The 16,573-nt window shown below is 66.5% G+C and carries 20 protein-coding genes; 3 read left to right on the forward strand and 17 right to left on the reverse strand.

Annotated elements, in window-relative coordinates; translation table 11 throughout:
- Positions 1–11: 11 nt before the first annotated feature.
- Complete coding sequence (locus IB255_RS12700) at positions 12–629, reverse strand: CDP-alcohol phosphatidyltransferase family protein (RefSeq protein WP_081518775.1); 618 nt, start codon at positions 627–629, stop codon at positions 12–14.
- 306 nt (positions 630–935) lie between these two features.
- On the opposite strand from IB255_RS12700, the gene lafA reads away from it, so the two are divergent.
- The 3 genes from lafA (at position 936) to IB255_RS12715 (ending at position 3,383) form a co-directional block, all read left to right on the forward strand.
- Positions 936–1,775: a lateral flagellin LafA gene (gene lafA / locus IB255_RS12705; RefSeq protein WP_081518776.1), complete on the forward strand. Its 840-nt coding sequence runs from the start codon at positions 936–938 to the stop codon at positions 1,773–1,775.
- 292 nt (positions 1,776–2,067) lie between these two features.
- Positions 2,068–2,907 (forward strand): winged helix-turn-helix domain-containing protein, encoded by an 840-nt coding sequence (locus IB255_RS12710; RefSeq protein ID WP_168190522.1) that lies wholly within the window; start codon positions 2,068–2,070, stop codon positions 2,905–2,907.
- The gene (locus IB255_RS12715) at positions 2,895–3,383 is read left to right on the forward strand and encodes a hypothetical protein (RefSeq protein WP_139791590.1); all 489 of its coding nucleotides are present in this window, start codon (positions 2,895–2,897) and stop codon (positions 3,381–3,383) included. Before IB255_RS12710 ends, IB255_RS12715 begins: the two co-directional genes overlap by 13 nt.
- A 6-nt stretch (positions 3,384–3,389) precedes the next feature.
- On the opposite strand, the gene IB255_RS12720 is transcribed toward IB255_RS12715, so the two are convergent.
- From IB255_RS12720 to IB255_RS12795, 16 genes are all read right to left on the reverse strand, one after another.
- Positions 3,390–4,433: an OmpA family protein gene (locus IB255_RS12720; RefSeq protein ID WP_081518778.1), complete on the reverse strand. Its 1,044-nt coding sequence runs from the start codon at positions 4,431–4,433 to the stop codon at positions 3,390–3,392.
- Positions 4,430–5,302 (reverse strand): flagellar motor stator protein MotA, encoded by an 873-nt coding sequence (gene motA / locus IB255_RS12725; RefSeq protein WP_081518779.1) that lies wholly within the window; start codon positions 5,300–5,302, stop codon positions 4,430–4,432. Before motA ends, IB255_RS12720 begins: the two co-directional genes overlap by 4 nt.
- Before the next feature lie 13 nt (positions 5,303–5,315).
- A complete protein-coding gene (locus tag IB255_RS12730; RefSeq protein WP_081518780.1) occupies positions 5,316–6,077 on the reverse strand; it encodes a FliA/WhiG family RNA polymerase sigma factor in 762 nt (253 codons plus the stop codon).
- 6 nt (positions 6,078–6,083) lie between these two features.
- On the reverse strand, positions 6,084–6,572 hold the full coding sequence (locus tag IB255_RS12735; protein WP_081518781.1) for a flagellar basal body-associated FliL family protein: 489 nt from the start codon (positions 6,570–6,572) through the stop codon (positions 6,084–6,086).
- A 44-nt stretch (positions 6,573–6,616) separates the two neighbouring features.
- A complete protein-coding gene (locus IB255_RS31055; RefSeq protein WP_081518782.1) occupies positions 6,617–7,777 on the reverse strand; it encodes a flagellar hook-length control protein FliK in 1,161 nt (386 codons plus the stop codon).
- A 3-nt stretch (positions 7,778–7,780) separates the two neighbouring features.
- On the reverse strand, positions 7,781–8,098 hold the full coding sequence (locus tag IB255_RS12745) for a hypothetical protein (protein ID WP_192210437.1): 318 nt from the start codon (positions 8,096–8,098) through the stop codon (positions 7,781–7,783).
- Complete coding sequence (gene fliS, locus IB255_RS12750) at positions 8,082–8,480, reverse strand: flagellar export chaperone FliS (RefSeq protein ID WP_081518784.1); 399 nt, start codon at positions 8,478–8,480, stop codon at positions 8,082–8,084. Before fliS ends, IB255_RS12745 begins: the two co-directional genes overlap by 17 nt.
- Positions 8,477–9,826, reverse strand: coding sequence for a flagellar filament capping protein FliD (gene fliD, locus IB255_RS12755; RefSeq protein ID WP_081518785.1), 1,350 nt, complete (start codon positions 9,824–9,826; stop codon positions 8,477–8,479). Before fliD ends, fliS begins: the two co-directional genes overlap by 4 nt.
- A gap of 318 nt (positions 9,827–10,144) precedes the next feature.
- Positions 10,145–10,585 (reverse strand): flagellar protein FlgN, encoded by a 441-nt coding sequence (gene flgN, locus IB255_RS12760; RefSeq protein ID WP_081518786.1) that lies wholly within the window; start codon positions 10,583–10,585, stop codon positions 10,145–10,147.
- Complete coding sequence (gene flgM / locus IB255_RS12765; protein WP_081518787.1) at positions 10,582–10,866, reverse strand: flagellar biosynthesis anti-sigma factor FlgM; 285 nt, start codon at positions 10,864–10,866, stop codon at positions 10,582–10,584. The genes flgN and flgM overlap by 4 nt, the downstream gene beginning before the upstream one ends.
- A gap of 172 nt (positions 10,867–11,038) precedes the next feature.
- Positions 11,039–11,461 carry a flagellar FliJ family protein gene (locus tag IB255_RS12770; RefSeq protein WP_045213329.1) on the reverse strand — a complete coding sequence of 141 codons (423 nt, stop codon included), beginning with the start codon at positions 11,459–11,461 and terminating at the stop codon, positions 11,039–11,041.
- Positions 11,461–12,792, reverse strand: a complete 1,332-nt coding sequence (gene fliI, locus IB255_RS12775; RefSeq protein ID WP_192210438.1) for a flagellar protein export ATPase FliI — start codon at positions 12,790–12,792, stop codon at positions 11,461–11,463. Before fliI ends, IB255_RS12770 begins: the two co-directional genes overlap by 1 nt.
- A 2-nt stretch (positions 12,793–12,794) precedes the next feature.
- A complete protein-coding gene (gene fliH, locus IB255_RS12780) occupies positions 12,795–13,493 on the reverse strand; it encodes a flagellar assembly protein FliH (protein WP_081518789.1) in 699 nt (232 codons plus the stop codon).
- 6 nt (positions 13,494–13,499) lie between these two features.
- On the reverse strand, positions 13,500–14,540 hold the full coding sequence (locus IB255_RS12785) for a FliG C-terminal domain-containing protein (protein ID WP_045213334.1): 1,041 nt from the start codon (positions 14,538–14,540) through the stop codon (positions 13,500–13,502).
- Complete coding sequence (gene fliF / locus IB255_RS12790; protein ID WP_192210439.1) at positions 14,518–16,212, reverse strand: flagellar basal-body MS-ring/collar protein FliF; 1,695 nt, start codon at positions 16,210–16,212, stop codon at positions 14,518–14,520. Before fliF ends, IB255_RS12785 begins: the two co-directional genes overlap by 23 nt.
- 9 nt (positions 16,213–16,221) lie before the next feature.
- Positions 16,222–16,557 carry a flagellar hook-basal body complex protein FliE gene (locus IB255_RS12795; RefSeq protein ID WP_081518791.1) on the reverse strand — a complete coding sequence of 112 codons (336 nt, stop codon included), beginning with the start codon at positions 16,555–16,557 and terminating at the stop codon, positions 16,222–16,224.
- Between the last annotated feature and the right edge of the window lie 16 nt (positions 16,558–16,573).

Here is a 16,573-nt window from a genome sequence, read left to right on the forward strand (position 1 = left end):
CGGGCCTCGGCTCAGGCCTGCGATTCCTTCTGCTCGGCCAGCCCCTGGCGCACCCGGTTGACGATAGTCAGCACCAGCAGCAGTGCCAGCAGCACCAGCAGCGGGTTCAGCCAGACCAGCGGCAACTGCCCGGCGGCCACGGCCGCGCCGAAAACGCCGAAGCACAGTGCGCGGTCGCTCTTGCCCATGGGCCCGTCGTAGCGCCGCGAAGCACCCACCATCACCCCGAGCACGCCGGCGTACTCGCTGATCACCGCGAGCAGGACCACCAGCACCACCAGCGCCGGGCTCACGCCCGGCAGCAGGGCGAATGGCAGGTACAGCGCGCTGTCGGCAATCACGTCGGTGAGTTCGTTGAGGTAGGCGCCCAGCTTCGACTGCTGGCCGAACTCGCGGGCGAGCATGCCGTCCATGGCGTTGAGCGCCATGCGCAGGAACATCCACAGGGGGATCAGCAGGAATATCCAGGCGTGGCCGGCCAGCAGCGCGACCGTGAGCGCCACCAGCAGCGAAATGCCGCAGGCAGCCAGTGTCACCTGGTTGGCGGTGACGCCGCGCTCGTACAGGCGGGTGACCAGGGGGCGGAGCAGGTTCTGGAAACGGGACTTGAGCTGGTAGACGGAGATCATGAGGTTCCTTTCTCACAGTTCGCAACGAGGGATTCGGTCGAACGATCCACAGCCTTGTGGACCCGAGGAGCTTAGCTGCACCCCGGCACCTGGGCTGTCAGATATGTCTCAACAACATAGATGACCGATCCTGAGCCAAAGGACACATGCTGTAGGCCATCGATACCCGCGCGGCGCTGGCCGGTATCGTCGGAATCCCCGCGCCAAATTTTTTTCATCCGCCCTTAATCCTCCCCTGCGAGCTGTCGCCTTACCTCTTCAGCAGGCACAACGCCGGCTTCATTCAGCTCATACAGGAAGTCCACCATGGCCTTGTCGATTCAAACCAACTACTCCTCCCTGATCACCCAGACCAGCCTGAGCAAGACCAACGGCCAGCTGGCTACTTCGCAGCAGCGCCTGGGCACCGGCCTGCGCATCAACTCCGCCGCCGACGACGCCGCCGGCCTGCAGATCGCCACCCGCCTGAATGCCCAGACCCGCGGCATGAACATGGCCATGCGCAACACCAGCGATGCCGTCTCCATGCTGCAGACCGGCGAAGGCGCATTCAGCGAAGCCACCGACATCCTGCAGCGCATGAAGGACCTGGCCACCCAGTCCGCCAACGGCACCAACTCCGACAAGGACCTGGACGCCCTGAAGTCCGAGTTCGACGAGCTGGGCAAAGAGCTGACCAACATCGTCACCAACACCAAGTACGCTGGCGACAGCCTGTTCGGTACCGGTGGCAAGCTGGCGGCCGACATCAAGTTCCAGATCGGCTCCGACTCCGCTGAAGTGATGACCGTTGCCGCTGCCGACACCGACATCGCCGCCACCGTCACCGCGCTGGGCACCACCGTCCAGGCTCTGGACCCGAAAGCCGGCGCCGCTGCCGCCATCGACGGTCTGAACGACGCCCTGGACCAGGTCGGCAAGACCCGCGCTGCCTTCGGTGCCGCGATCAACCGTCTGGGCCACACCTCCAACAACCTGGCCAACATGAAGGACAACACCGACATGGCCAAGGGCCGCATCATGGACGCCGATTTCGCCAGCGAAACCGCCAACATGACCAAGAGCTCCATGCTGATGCAGTCCGGCATCTCCATGCTCAAGCAAGCTGGCCAGATGCCCAGCATGATCATGGGCCTGCTGGGCTAAACCCCGGCCAGCGCGAGGCGCCCCCCGCCTCGCGCGCCCTGATCCGCCATCGCCCCGCCCCGGCGGGGCGTTGTGCTGTCTGCGGGTACGCTGACAGACGGCGTTGCGACCACCGGTCGCGGCGCAGCCCCTCTGCGCCAGTGGTTTCGAGGCTTGTGTGAAAATTGCAAGCACGAGTGTGCAAAATTCAGAACTTGCACCCACATTTTTCTGACGTCAAAATAATGCCTCTGCCTCCATGGACAAATGGAGTTTCCCCGCGACCGTCAAGGGAGCGGCTCGCAAGGGCAAAATGAACACACTCACTTCCACGCCAGCGGACAGTCGGCCGATCGCCTGCCTGACCCTCCGTACCGGGCGTTCCGATTGCGTCGCGCAGTTCTATCCCGCGCTCTATCAACTCGACCTCGACCGTGACGGCCAGGTGGAGCGCATCGACCTGGGCTTTTCCGGCAGCCGCGTGCTCGAACGCCTGCTGCAGAGCCCGGGCGACGTGGTGGCGCGCGATGAACTGCTGACCCATGCGTGGTCCGACCGGGTGGTCGGCCAGGGCAGCCTGAACCAGCAGATCTACACCCTGCGCCAGGTGCTGGCGGACGAGAAGCAGCGGCAGATCATCCAGACGCTGCCGCGTCGTGGCTACATGTTCAACCCGCAGTACCTGATCGGCCAGGCCAGCGAGCCGGACGCGGAAATCACCGACGCCACCCCGGAAGTCATTCCGCTGGAAGAGCTCGTTCCCGTCCCCGGGCTGCGACCGCCGAATCTGCGGCGCCTGAAACTCGCCGCCGCCAGCCTCTGCATCCTCGGCCTGCTGGTCCTCTCCGGTGCCTTCTACTACACCCAGGTTCGCAGCCCGGTCCTCACCGCCGAACAGAACCTCGGCTCCCTGCAGATCACCTACGTCGAAGACAACGAACAGGACCTGCAGCGGTTGATCAGCAACACCCGCCCCCTGGCCCATCAACTGGCCGACCTGGCCAGCCGCCCCATCGGCCTCATGCTGCACATGACCTCGGGCTTCTACGAACTGGTCTGCGTGCAACCCGAAGGCAATTCCAACTGGCTGCTGATCCATGAAAGCCAGGTCGCCCGGATTCCCCAGGAGCAGCTGCGCAAGTGCCTGAACTGAATCTACGCCGCCAGGTCGGCGCGGCCCGCCGCTGCCTGGTGATCTCGCTGTTCGGCGTGATCTGCCTGACCCTGGCGCTGGGCATGCTGTGGAAGCACGCCCACAACACCTCGGCCATCGACGGCCGCTACGCCTCCTCCGGGCAGGTGGTGCTGGGCAATGGCAAGGTGCTGGAGATCGCCCAGACCACCATGTTCCACGAGGGGCGCTTCTACTCGATGATCCAGCAGGACGCCAACATCCTCGAAGTCTCGGGCCTGGTCGGCAACGACCTGGGCGGGCGCTTCCAGTTGCAGGTGGAGGAGAACAGCATCAGCAACCTGCAGGCCGACAGTGGCCTGGACAGCGAGCTGATCTTCAACCTGCTCTACGGCCGCCAGCGCGGCGCCCGCATCACCCTCGAACCCCTGGGCGGCTGCCTTTATGGCATTGAAACCCGCCAGGTGTTCTGTCCGCGCCAACTGCGCAATCGCTGACTCTTCTCAGAGCTTCAATGTCGGCTCCGCCGCCCTGGAGGGAGCCGTTGCTTCGAGCGCCGCTGAAGCCGGCGGCTGCGGCTGCGGCTGCGGCTGCGGCTGCGGCTGCGGCTCGATGAGCTTCGCGCCTGACTCCGAGTAGTGCACCTGGGCATAGCTCTCGCCGAAGATCTCGCGGTACAGGCTCTCCGCGCGCTGGGTCAGCAGGAGGATTTCGATGCGCCGGTTGGCGCCGTTCTCCGGGTCCTCCGGGCGCAGCGGCATGACGTCGGCCTGGGCCGCCACCTGCAACACATGCGCGGCCGGCAGGCCGCTGTCGACCATCACGTTGCGCGCGCGCAGGGCGCGGTCGCCGGAGAGGTTCCAGTTGTTGTAGCCATCCGGCCGACGGTACTGCACGGCATCGGTGTGGCCACTGAGGATCAGCTTGTTCTGCACCTTGACCAGCACGCCGGACAGCGCGCCGAGCAGGGTCTGGAAGTGCGGGTCGAGGGTGGCCTGGCCGCGGGCGAACATGAAGCGCTGCTGGTCGTCCTTGATCAGGATGCGCAGCCCCTGCGGCACCACCGTCACTTCGATGTTGGCCAGCGCGTCGACCTTGCCGGACACCTCGCGGATCAGTTCGGCCAGCTCGCGCAGGTCCTCGTTGCTGTCGTACTGACGACCTTCGCCGTCCTGCTGCACGCTGGAATCCTTCGCCTGCTCGCCGGCCTTGCCCTGTTTGCCGGCGTCGAGCGCAAGCTGCGGCGCGGGCTTCTCCGGCGTCTTGATCGGCTGCGGCATGCCGTCCAGCTCGACGGGAGTGCGGCTGGCGCCGTCGAACACGCCGGCACCGCCATCGACCACCGGGTTGGCATCCTGGTCGCCCACCGCCACCGGTTGCGGCTCGGTCTGCGGGTGGACGATCCACAGCACCATGAACAGCGCCATCATCGCCAGGGTGAAGTCGGCGAAGGCTACTTTCCAGGCACCGCCGTGTTCATCATCGTGGCCCTTCTTGCTGCGGCGCTTGATGATGACTTCGCTGTGCTTGTCGGCACGTTTCTTCATGCTGCGTCCCGCTCTTCCTCATAGCGGGTGACCCAGGTCTCCAGCTGCTTGAAGGCCGGCTTCACGTCCTGCTCGATCAGCTTGCGACCAGCGTCCACCGCCAGCAGCGTGGGCTTGCCGGCAACGTGGGCGACCAGCGTGGTCCGCACGCATTCCAGCGCCGACAGCTCGGTCTTCACGCGCTGCGACATGGCGTTGGACAGCGGGTCCATCAGGCAGTAGCAGACGAAGATGCCGAAGAAGGTACCCACCAGCGCGGCGGCCACGTGGGCGCCGATCTCGGCCACCGAGCCACCGATGTTGCCCATGGTGATGATGATGCCGAGGATCGCCGCGAGGATGCCGAAACCGGGCATCGCCTCGCCGACCTTGTGCAGCGACTTGGACGGCTGCAGCAGGGCGTGCTCCATGGCGTCCAGTTCCTGTTCGAGGAAGCCTTCGAGCTCGTGGGCGCTGATCTTGCCCATGGCCATCAGGCGGAAGTTGTCGGCGATGAACGCCATCAGGTTCTTTTCCTGGAGGATCAGCGGGTAGCGGGCGAACAGGTCGCTCTGGTCCGGCTCCTCGATGTGTGCGTCGAGCACCTTCAGGCCACCGACGTCGACCATCTCCAGCAGCTCGTAGAGAAGCATCAGCAGTTGACGCTGGAACTCTTCGCCACGGCGCTTGAAGACGAATACGCCCTTGATCTGCGAGCACATCTCCAGCAGCACTTCGCGCGGGTTGGCGACGACCAGTGTGCCCAGGCCCGCGCCGAGGATGATGAGCATCTCCGCCGGCTGCCAGAGTGCGCGCATGTCGCCATGGGCCATGGCGTAGCCGCCGAGCACGGCGGCGATGATGATCAGGGCGCCGATGATTTTCTGCATGGTTATGGGTTCTTCAGAGAGGGTCGGGGTCGTTGAGGAAACGGCTGCACTTGCCGATCGCCTGCTTCATCAGCTGGCAGATGCGCGCATCGGTCAGCTCCAGCACCAGGGCGATTTCCTTGAGGTTCAGCTCGTGCTGGTAATACAGGTTGAGGATCAACCGCTCGCGCTCGTTGAGGCGCTCCAGCGCCTGGGCCAGCAGGCGCTCCTTGAGCACACGTTCTTCCAGTGCGTCACCGCTGCCCTGCACGCCGTCGTGGCCGTTCTGCAGCAGCGCATCGAAACTCTCGATGGCCTCGGAGGACTCGGCGCGCAGGTAATCCTGGTAGCCCGCCTCGTCGAGGCCGGTGGCGGCGAGCACTTCCTCGTCGCTGGGCACGCGGCCGAGCTGGCGTGCCAGCGCGCGGATGACGTCGCGCACCTTGTGCGCCTGCTGCCGCACCTGGCGCGGGCGCCAGTCCTGGCGGCGCAGTTCGTCGAGGATGGCGCCGCGAATGCGCAGCGCGGCAAAGCGGCCGAACTGCTCATCCGGCTCGCCGTAGCGGCGCAGCCCTTCGAGCAGGCCCATCAGGCCGATCTGTTCCATGTCCTCGCGATCCAGCACCTGGTTGGCCTGCAGCGACAGCTGGCTGACGATGCGCCGCACCAGCGGCAGGTACTGCATCATCCAGCGCTGCTCGGCCGCCGGCGACAGGCGCGCGTGGCCGCCTTCGGCGCTGGCGTAGCCAGCGGCGCCACTGGCATAGCTGAGGGCAGGATCGCGAAGGGCGTGCATGACGGCTTACTGGACGATCATCTTGCTGAGCATCACGTGCTCGAAGGGCACCACCACCTTGCGCGCGGCAAAGTCGTCGATCACCGCCTTTTCCAGGCGCGTCTGCACGTCGCCGATGGGCATCGCACGCAGCACTTCGAACTTCTCCGGGGTCAGGTTGGCGACCACCGAGCTGCGCACCATCGGCGCGACGCTCTCGAGCTTCTTGCGCTCCTGCTCGGCCTTGGCCTGCAGCACCAGGTCGATCACGAAGTAGTGCTCGCGATCCTCGCCACGGGAGCTGACGATGATCTTCTCCACCGGCACGAAGAGGTACTCGGCACTCTCCTGCTCTTCCTCCTCCTTGGCGTCGTTCTTGCCACCCTCCTTGCCGGAAGCGGCGGCGGCCGGGGCGAGGCTGGCGGACTTGATCATCTTGTAGTTGACGAACACGCCACCCAGCACGACGGCGATATTCACGATGAGCATCAGTAGAACGAGACGCGGCGTGGTCATGGGGTTTCTCGAAAAATCCTGTGGGAGTACGGGCCGCTGGCGGCCTACACGGTAATCAGTACGTCGCTGTCGCCACGCGGCGAGGAGCGTTCGCCCGCCTGCGCATCGCGCGGGTTGGCGGCCACCGCAAGCTGTTCCTCGGCGAAGCGCTGGCGGTTCTGCTGGCCCTGCTGGCCGGACTGCGAATCGGATGAGACCTGCACGTTGACCTGCAGGAAGTTCTGCCCGACCAGCTCCTGGCGCAGGCGCTCGCTGGTGTTCTGCAGCAGGCGCACCACGTCGCCGTTGGACGCGGAGATCTGCACGTTGAGCTGGCCGGCCTCGTGGCGTACGAGGATCTCCAGGGCACCCAGCTCCGGCGGATCGAGGCGGATCGTGGCGTTCTGCACGCGCTGGCCGAGTTGCAGCTCGACGTTGTCGCGCAGCGCACTGACCATCTGCTCACCCCAGTGGGCGTCGTTGTTGCCCTTGAGGTGCAGCGGCCTGTCGAACAACGGCGAGGCCGGTGTCGAGGCGGCGGGCTGGGCATTGCCGTCGGTGGCCGGCAGGCGCGGATCGAGCGCAGCGCCCGGCAGCGCTGGCATGCTGGAATCCGATGCCTGTGTGGCAACGGCCAGGTGCTGTTGCAGCAGCGTCTGCGCCTGGCTCTGGGTTGCCTCGCGGGGTGTCGGCGCCGTGACCTTGCCGGGTTCATCGGAGAGTTCGGCAGGCGGCAGCAGCACATCCTCCGGCTTCACCGCGGCGGGCACCGGTTGCGCAGATGAATCGGCGGCCTGGGTGGCGAAGCCGGTGACGTGCGCGCTGGTCTGCTCGGACGGATTGTCCCGCGCCTGCACCACCAGACCCGCCTGGCTGAGCATGCCGGCGAGCCAGCTCTCGGCACCGGAGGGCGAAGCCTCTTCGGCCTGCTGGTCCGGCGTAGCGCTGTCGCGCATCTCCGCAGGCAGGGCTTCAGGCGTGGCCGGCACCGCAGCGCTGGACTGCTGCAGCGATTCCTCGACCTGCGCGGTATCGAACTGCGCGAGGAAGGACTGCACGCTGATGGTCCGTTCACCGGCATTCGACTGCGCCGGTTGTTGCGCGCCGAAGCCGGCAACGCTGACGGCGCCGGCATCACCACGACGCGAATCCTGCGGGCGCGCTTCGGCCACCGGCGCGCTATCGCGGTCGGCGCTGGGCAGGGATTGGGTCGGTAGCTGGATCACGGTCTATCGACCCTCCTGGTACGTATCCACCTGCATGTATGCCGAGCGTCCCTCGGCATATTCCAGGTGCGAGAGCAGGAGGCGGCGCAGGCGCTCGCACTCCTCGGCGCAGGCCTGCGACGCCTGCTCATGCAGGCGCTTCAGGTACTTCTTGGCGAGCAGCACATCGGCGGCCAGCCCGGCCTGCGACGACATCGCCACCAGTTGCGCGCGGATCGCCAGGTCGACCTGCCCCATGGCTTTCCAGTCCTTGCGCTGCAGCGCCCCACCCAGCCGTTCGTACAGCTGCAGCAGGCGCTGGCGATCATCCACGTCCGGCACTCACGCCCTCCCAGCCCTCACGCAGGATGCCCAGCAGGCGCACCACTTCGTCGATGCCGGCGACATCCAGCGACACGCTGACGTCGGAGATCCGGTAGATGCAGTAGTCGTAGAGACGCGCCAGGCCCTGCACGGTCTCGCCGCCGTTCTCGTAGTCGAGCGCACCGTTGAGGCCGTTGAGGATGTTCAGGCACTTCTCCAGGGAGCGGCCCTTCTGCTGGTAGCGCTTGTGCTCGATGTGCCCGCGGGCGCGGGCCAGCTCGTCGAGCAGGCCGTCGAACAGCACCAGCACCAGTTCATAGGGCGAGGACGACGCGGCCCTGGATTCCAGGTCGATCATCCGGTAACTGTCGTAGCTTTCGTTCATGCCGTAGGCGGTCATCCGAACATCCCGCTGGTCTGGTCCATCGACTGCATGGTCTGCATCATCGAGGTGTATTGCTTGAGGTAGCGCGCGTAGTAGGTGTCGTACTGCTTCTGCAGGTTGTCGTAGTCATCGTTGACTCGTTTCAGGCTGCTGTTGAGCGACTCCTTGCGGTTCTTCAGCACGCCGTTGACGCTGCTGGTGTAGAGCGACAGCGCCTTGTCGGTGCTGTCGAGCAGGTTGCCCTTGCCCATGAACAGCTTGTCGAGCCCTTCCGGGTCGGCGGCGATGGCCTTCTCGAAGCGCGTCGAATCCAGGGTCAGCTTGCCGTTGCGGTCGGCACTGATGCCGAAGCTGATCAGGTTGGCGCCATTGAAGGTGGTGCGCAGCATCTGGTTGAGGCTGTTCTCGATGGCCCGCACGCTGGAGTCGCCGGCCAGGGCGCCACGGGAGTTGCCGCTCTGATCGCCCGAGGCGGTCAGGCTGTCGATCTGGCTGGCCAGGGCGTTGAACGCGTCGATGAAGGTCTGCACCTTCTTCTTGGTCTCGCTCTGGTCCTGGGAAATGGTCATGGAAATCGGCTGCTCGCCGGATTTCTGCGCCTGGGTGAAGGTGACGCTGACGCCATCGATGATGTTGTCGAAGGTGTTGCTGGCATTGGTCAGCAGCATGCCGCTCTCGCCACCCAGGCGGACGCGGGCGTCCTGTGCCCTGGACAGCTCCTGCGGGTTGCCGATGGCAGTCTCGAAGGCGCTGTTGGCGCTGTCGGTGCCGCTCAGCGACAGGCTGATGGCATTGTCCGCACCGGACTTCTCGGCACCCAGCACCAGCGAGACCTGGCCATTGCTGCGCACCAGGGTGGCCTTCACGCCGGTGTTGTCGGTGGCCTTGTTGATCGCCGCGGCCAGCTCGTCCATGGAATTGGCGCCGTCGCCGTCGGTGTCGACCTTGCTCAGGTCGATGTCGAAGGACTTGCCGTTCTGGGTCAGGGTCAGGGTGCCCTGGGTGTCGATGTCACTGGTCTGCAGGCCGGAGAAGGACAGCTGGTGGCTGGTGGCGAGCTGTTCGACGAAGAAGTCGTAGCGACCGGCGACGGCACTCTTGCCGACGGTGGCGGTGAGGTAGCCGTCCTTGCTCATGGTCGCGCTGTTGACCAGCATGCTGGTGTTGCTGCCGGTGGTGCCCTGCAGGCCTTTCACCGCAGTGGAGAAAGTCTTGAGCGCGGTTTCCAGCGAGGTCACGGCGGTCAGCTGGGCCTGATAGGAGGCCTTGTTGCGGTCGGCCTTGTTCAGCCCGCTCTGCACATCGTACGTGGCCAGTTGCTGGGCCATCTGCTTGACGTAATCGGAATCTATGGTCGCCATGTGAATCCACCTCTTTGGGTCGGAAGAGCAATTACGGTGCCAATGCCGGAAGGCCCGCCGTACGGGGCTTTTCGGGATTACCGGGGAGAAGCTTCACTTCCGCCCGGCATACTTTGGCGCGCAGCGGGAAGCGGCATTTCCGCCTGCCGGGCGCGCACCCTGATGCAGGGAAAGGGCGACCGTGGGGAGGGATTCGTTAAGGGATTTCGACGGGGTGTCTGGCAGCCGCGCTTTTTGTAGGAGCGCGCCATGTGCGCGATCGCGGGCATGGCCCGCTCCTACAGGGGAGTCCAGCGATCGCAGCTCGCCCTGCGCGGTTCAGTACAGCTGCCGCGAATACACCGGCTGTTCGCGCGGGTCGCCCATGAGCTGGCTGAGGATGTCGTGGTGCATCGCCAGCAGCTTGCCGTTGCGCTCGTTGAGGCGCTTGCACTGGGCGGTGAGCTGGCCCAGCTGCAGCCACTCCTGCTGCAGTTCCTCGCGACGCGGCGGCTGGTAGTTGGACAGCAGCGTGCGCATGCCGTCGGCGTCCATCGGCAGGTGGAAGGCACGCAGCACGCGGCTGCGGCGCTGGGCGCGGCCGGCGACGGCTTCGAGCAGCGCCTGGATGTCCGGGTTCAGCGCTTCGATCTGCGCGCTGTCCCGCGCCAACAGATGGCGATACAGCTCCTGCAGGCGATCGCGCAGCGCCAGGCAATCGCGGCCATCCTGCTGGACGTCCTGCTCGATCACCTGCAACAGCCGCGCGCGCTGGGTCATGCGTCGCTGCCGCGGTGGTAGGAGAGGATGCTGGTGGCAAGCACGCTGGTGTCGTTCTGCAGCTCGCCATTCATCAGCGCGCGGCGGATTTCGGCGACGCGGCTCTGGTCCACGTCGGGCATGGCGCGCAGGGTTTCCTGCATTTCGTCCAGGCGCAGCGAATCGCTGACCGGCGCACTGGCGCTGGTCTCCGCCACCGGGGCGGCGCGCTCGTTGCGCGCGCTCTTGGCGGACTCGCTGGTGGCCAGCGCGACGCTGGTCAGTTGCCGGGTGATTTCCATGGTCGGTATCCGAATGTTTTTGGGCCTTTCCCTCAGAGGGCGACCGCCTCGAAGCAAAACTTAAATGCCGATTTTCGCGGAACAAACGGCGGATAACCGCTAGCGGTTATTCGCCCTACGGGTCAGCCCGTCGTAGGGCGCATAACTCGGAACGAGTTATCCGCCATTGCCTTCACGCCCGCGCCCGCCACCAGGACTGCGCGGCGAGGCCATCCTGGATTTTCTGCTCCTGCTGCGCAAGCTGCAGCTGCCACTGGCCGACCTTGGCCTCGATCACCTGCGTGAGCACCTTCTCGCTGCGCATGGCCGCCATCAGCTCGCCCTGGATGCGCGCCAGGGTCTGTTCGGCAACTTCCAGCTCGCGGCGCTGCAACTGCAGCATCTTGTGCAGGGTGGCCTTGTACTGCTGCTGGTTGTGCCGCTGCAGCGGCGTGCTGGTGGCCACGCTGAAGCCGCACAGGCGGTCCAGCCCGGTAATGTTGTTGCGGTAGCGCTGGCAGAGATTCTGCTGGTAATTCACCCGTCCCAGCAGCTCGCGGACCTTGCCGCCGCGCACGTCGGCCAGGCGCCCGAGCATGTCGATCTGCGTCTTCATCAGCGGCCCCCGACGATGCTTTGCAGGGTGGCGACGCTGTTGCCCAGCTCCGCGCCGTCGGCGGTCTCCTGGCGCAGGTAGCGCTCCAGCATCGGCGCCAGCTGCACGGCACGGTCGGTCTTCACATCCATGCCCGGCGTGTATCCGCCCAGCGGGATCAGTTCCTTGATGCGCTCATAGGTGCCGCTGAATTCCTTGAACTGCCGCGCCGCCGAGAGGTGCAGCGGGTCCGCCACCTGGCTCATGCAGCGGCTGACCGAGGCGCCGATGTCGATGGCCGGGTAGTGCCCGACGTCCGCCAGCCGGCGCGACAGCACGATGTGCCCATCGAGGATGGCGCGGGCGCAGTCGACGATCGGGTCCTGGTGATCGTCGCCCTCGGCCAGAACCGTGTAGATGGCGCTCAGGCTGCCGCTCTCGCCCTCGCCGTTGCCGGCGCTTTCCACCAGCTCCGGGAGCATGCCGAACACCGACGGCGGGTAGCCCTTGGTGGCCGGCGGTTCGCCCAGGGCCAGGGCGATCTCGCGCTGGGCCATGGCGTAACGGGTCAGGGAGTCGACCAGCAGCAGCACGTCCTTGCCCTGGTCGCGGAAGTAGGCGGCGATGCTGTGGCACAGTTCGGTGGCCTTGAGGCGCATCAGCGGCGATTCGTTGGCCGGCGCCACCACCACCACGGCCTTCTGCAAGCCTTCCGGTCCGAGGGAATGCAGGATGAACTCCTGCACCTCGCGGCCGCGTTCGCCGATCAGCCCGACCACCACCACGTCGGCCTTGGTCTGCCGGGTGATCATCCCCAGCAGCACGCTCTTGCCCACGCCGCTGCCGGCGAACAGGCCGACGCGCTGGCCCTTGCCCAGGGTCAGCAGGCCATTGATGGCGCGCACGCCGACATCCAGCGGCTCGGACACCGGGCGCCGGCGCAGCGGGTTCACCTGCGGCAGCTCGGTGGGCAGTGGGTGGCGGCCGGCGAGCTTGCCGAGGCCGTCCAGGGGTTCGCCGAGGCCGTTGACCACGCGCCCCAGCCAGGAATGATCGATGTGCAGCACGGCTTCGTCCGGCGCCGGGAAGACCCGCGAGCCGGAGGTCAGGCCGACGGGCTTCTTGAAGGGCATGAGGTAGGTGATGTCACGGTTGAAGCCGACCACCTGCGCCTCCAGGCGCTCGCCGTCGGCGACTTCCACGTAGCAGCGCTGGCCGGTCATGCGCCGGCAGCCGAGGCTTTCCAGCAACAGGCCGGAGACACGCACCAGGCGACCGCTGACCCGCGCCAGCTGGACCGAGTCCAGCGAGCGCAGCGCTTCTTCGAGCTTGAAGCCGTCGCCCAGGGCCATCTTCAGTCCTCGTCCTGCAGGTGCGCGCTCAGCGCTTCCATGCAGCTGTCCAGGCGCTGCTGGCAGCCGATGTCGGCTTCCGCCTGGGCAGTGACCACGCGGCATTCGCCCAGCGCCAGGCGTTCGTCCGGCACCAGGCGCCACTTGGCGGCGCGCTCGGGGTTCAGCTCGCGGATGCGCGCGCATTCCTCCGGGTTGAGCAGGATCTGCACCTCGCCCTGCTCGCCCGGCATGGCCGCCAGGGCTTCCTCGGCCAGGGTCAGCAACTGGGTGGGGTTGAGCGTCAGCTCGACCCGAATGACCTGTTTCGCGACCTTCTGCACCAGCTCCAGCAGCTCCTTCTGGCGGCTGCGCTGGAAGGCCTGGTGGTACTCGCCGAAGGCCTCGACGGCGGCTTGCAACGGTGCGCTGGCCTCGTCGAACACCTGGCGGCCGGTGGCGCGGCCTTCTTCGCGGCCCTTGCGCAGGCCGTCCTGGCGACCGGCTTCGAAGCCCTCGCGCAGGCCGGCTTCACGGCCTTCGCCGACGCCGTCCTGGTAGCCGCGTTCCAGGCCTTCCTGGAAGCCCTCGGAGATGGCCCGCTGGCGCGCTGCCGGGTCGCTGTCCCAGCCATGGTTGTCGGCGCTGGCCGTGGCGCAGCGCGGCGGGAAGCGGTAGGGGCGCCAGGCTCGGCTGTCGGCCTTGATGACTTTGATCGCCATGCGCGGTTACTCCACCGTCTGCTCGCGGAACAGCTGTACCTGCAGGTCACCCTCGGCGGCCAGCTCGCGCACCACGCCCATGATGTCCTTGCGCACCTGCTCCACGCGGCTCAGCGGCACCGGGCCCTGGCGGCGGTTGATGGACTCCATCTGCTGCGCCTGGCGCTTGGGCATGGCGCCCTGGATGGCGCGCACCAGCTCGGGCTCGGCGCCCTTGAGGGCGACCACCCATTCGTCCAGCGGGATGACTTCGAGCAGGGTCTGCAGCACTTCCTGGTTCTGCCGGGAGAGGATGAAGAAGTCGTACATCTCGTCTTCGATCTTGCCGACCAGGTCGTCGTTGTGGGCGCGCAGCAGCTCGAACATCTGGTTACGGTCGCCCTTGAAGCGGTTCATGATGTCCGCCGCCTGCTTGACCCCGCGCACCTGCGAGCCCTGGGTGGAGAGCACGCGCAGGCTGCGGTCGATCAGTTGTTCCAGCTCGGCAATGACATCGCTGTTCACCTCGCTGAGGTTGGCGATGCGGAACAGCAGCTCGTCCTGGCGCTCCGGCGGCATGGCTTCGAGCACGTCGGTAGCCATGCCCGGCGGCAGGAAGGCGAGGAACACCGCCTGCATCTGCGCGTGTTCCTTGGCGATCAGCGCGGCGAACTGCTTGGGATCGATCCACTCCATGCGCGCCATCTTGGCGCGGATTTCCTCGCCATAGATGCTGTCCAGCAGGTTGCGCGTGATGTCGCTGCCCAGCGCCTTGCCGAGCATGCCGGCAAGGTAGGAGCGCGAGGCGCCCTTGATGCTGGATTGCAGCTTGTAGTCGTCGAAGAACCGGCCGATCACGTCGGAGACGGTGTTCTGCTTGACGTTCGACAGCCGCGCCATCGCCTGGCTGATGCTGACGATCTCCTCGCGGCTGAAGTTGCGCAGGATGCCGGAGGAAGCTTCGTCACCCATGCTCAGCATGAGGATCGCCGCCTGTTCCAGGGAGCTCACGGCGCGCATCTGCGGGCCGCGCTTTTTCGTTTCTTCAGGCAGGCTCGTGTCGGTCATTGCGGCCAATCCAGTGCTTGATCACTTCCGAGACCCGTTCCGGGTCGTTCTTCGCCAGCATCTGCAGATGCTCGATCTGGTGCTCCAGGCCCGAGCCCGGCGCCGGCAGGCGGATTTCCGAGAGCGGGTTCAGCTCGCCGAGCACATTGAGCCCGCCGACGCTTTCACTGCCCAGCGACAGGCGCCGCTCGGCATCCAGCGCCAACGGATACTCGGCGCCGCCTTCAGGCAGCTCGGCGGTGGCGGTCGGCTGCACGCGCTGGGTCAGACTGCGCACGGCCGGGCGCACGCCGAACAGCAGGAACAGCAGCGCAATCAGGCCGAGCACGGTGTAGCGCACCAGGGACTGCAGGGCGCTGCTCTCCCACCAGCTGGCGGTGGACTCTTCCACTGCCGTGGCGGCGAAGGGGAACACGCTGACGGTGATCAGGTCGCCGCGCTGGGCATTGAAGCCCACGGCACTCTTCACCATGGCTTCGAGGTCGGCGCGAGCCTTGTCGGTCCAGCCGCCCTCGGGCGCGGTGGAAGCGTTGATCACCACCGCGACGCTCTGCTGGCGCAGGGCGAAGGCCGGGTACTTGATGTGGGTGACGCTCTGGTCGAAGTCGTTCTGCCGGGTGGCTTCCTCGCGGGTCGAGGTCGCGGCCTTGTTGTCGGTATTGGCGACCTTGCCGTTACCTGGAGCAGCCTGGTTATTGCCCTGGGCGTTGTTCTGCCCTTGTTGCGGTGGCGGTTCCAGCGGACGGTTGCTCAGCGAGCCGGGCACGCCGAGGGCGAGCTGGTCCAGCGTGCTCTCGTTGCGCAGCACTTCGCTGCGCAGGCGCGGCGCTTCGCCGTAGGCCTGCAGGGTTTCTTCCTTCTGGCTGAAGTCGATGTCGGCGGACACGCTGATGCGGTAGTTGCCCAGGCCGAGCACCGGCGCCAGCACTTCCTCGACATTGCCCACGGCCTTGCGCTGGTACTCATCCACCGCCTGCCAGTTCTGCGAGGGGCCGCCGACGCCACTGATGCCGCGCGACAGCAGCACGCCGTTCTGGTCGACCACGCTGACGTCTTCGGGCTTCAGCTGCGGCACGCTGCCGGCCACCAGGTTGACGATGGCGCCGACCTGCTCGGAGCTCAGCCGCTGGCCGGGCGCCAGTTGCAGCAGCACCGAGGCCTTGGCCGGGTCACGCCGGCCGACCACGAAGGAATTGCTGTCTTCGCGGGCGACGTGCACGCGCGCCTGCTCGATGCCTTTCAGGCCCATGATGGTCCGGGCCAGCTCGCCTTCCAGGCTGCGCTTCAGGCGCACGTCCTGAAGGAAGTGGCTGGTGCCCAGCGGCTCGTCCTTGTCGAACAGCTCGTAGCCGGCCGGCATGGACACCTTCACACCCTTGGCTGCGAGCAGCATGCGGGCGCGCGCCAGGTCTTCCTCGCGCACCAGCACCTGGCCGCTCTGCGGGTGCAGGCGGTAGTCGAAGGCCTCGGCGTCCAGCACCTGCATCACGTCAGCGGCCGGGTAGGCTTCGCCGGCGCCATACAGCGGACGGTAGGCACCCTGGTCGCGCCACAGGTAGAAGACCACGGCAGCGGCCAGCAGGGCGGCGCCCAGGGCGATGCCAAGCAACCCCAGGCGCGGGTCGAGCTTGAGTTTGTCGAGCGGCAGGCGCCCTTTGAGATTCTGCAGCACTGTCAGTCCTTACAGCGGCATGCGGATGATGTCGTCGAAGGCGCCGGTGAGCTTGTTGCGCACCTGCAGCAGCGCGGAGAACGACACGCTGGCCTTCTGGCTCTGGATCATGGCGCCGACCAGGTCTTCGCTCTGGCCGCTGTCCACCGCGGCCATGGCGGCGCTGGACTTGTGCTGTTCGGCGTCCACCGAGCGCAGCGCCTGCTCGAAGCTGGCGCCGATGCCCGGAGCCTGCGCGCTGCCGGAGAGCTGCGCGGCGGGCCGCACGGCCGGGCCGCTGGCGAGGTCGGCGTAACGGTTCATCCGGTCCAGCATGTCCTGCTGCACCTGCATGATCGAACTCATGGAAGTTTCCCCCGGA

Source organism: Pseudomonas sp. PDM22, assembly GCF_014851965.1.
In the GTDB taxonomy this organism is placed as follows: Bacteria; Pseudomonadota; Gammaproteobacteria; order Pseudomonadales; family Pseudomonadaceae; genus Pseudomonas.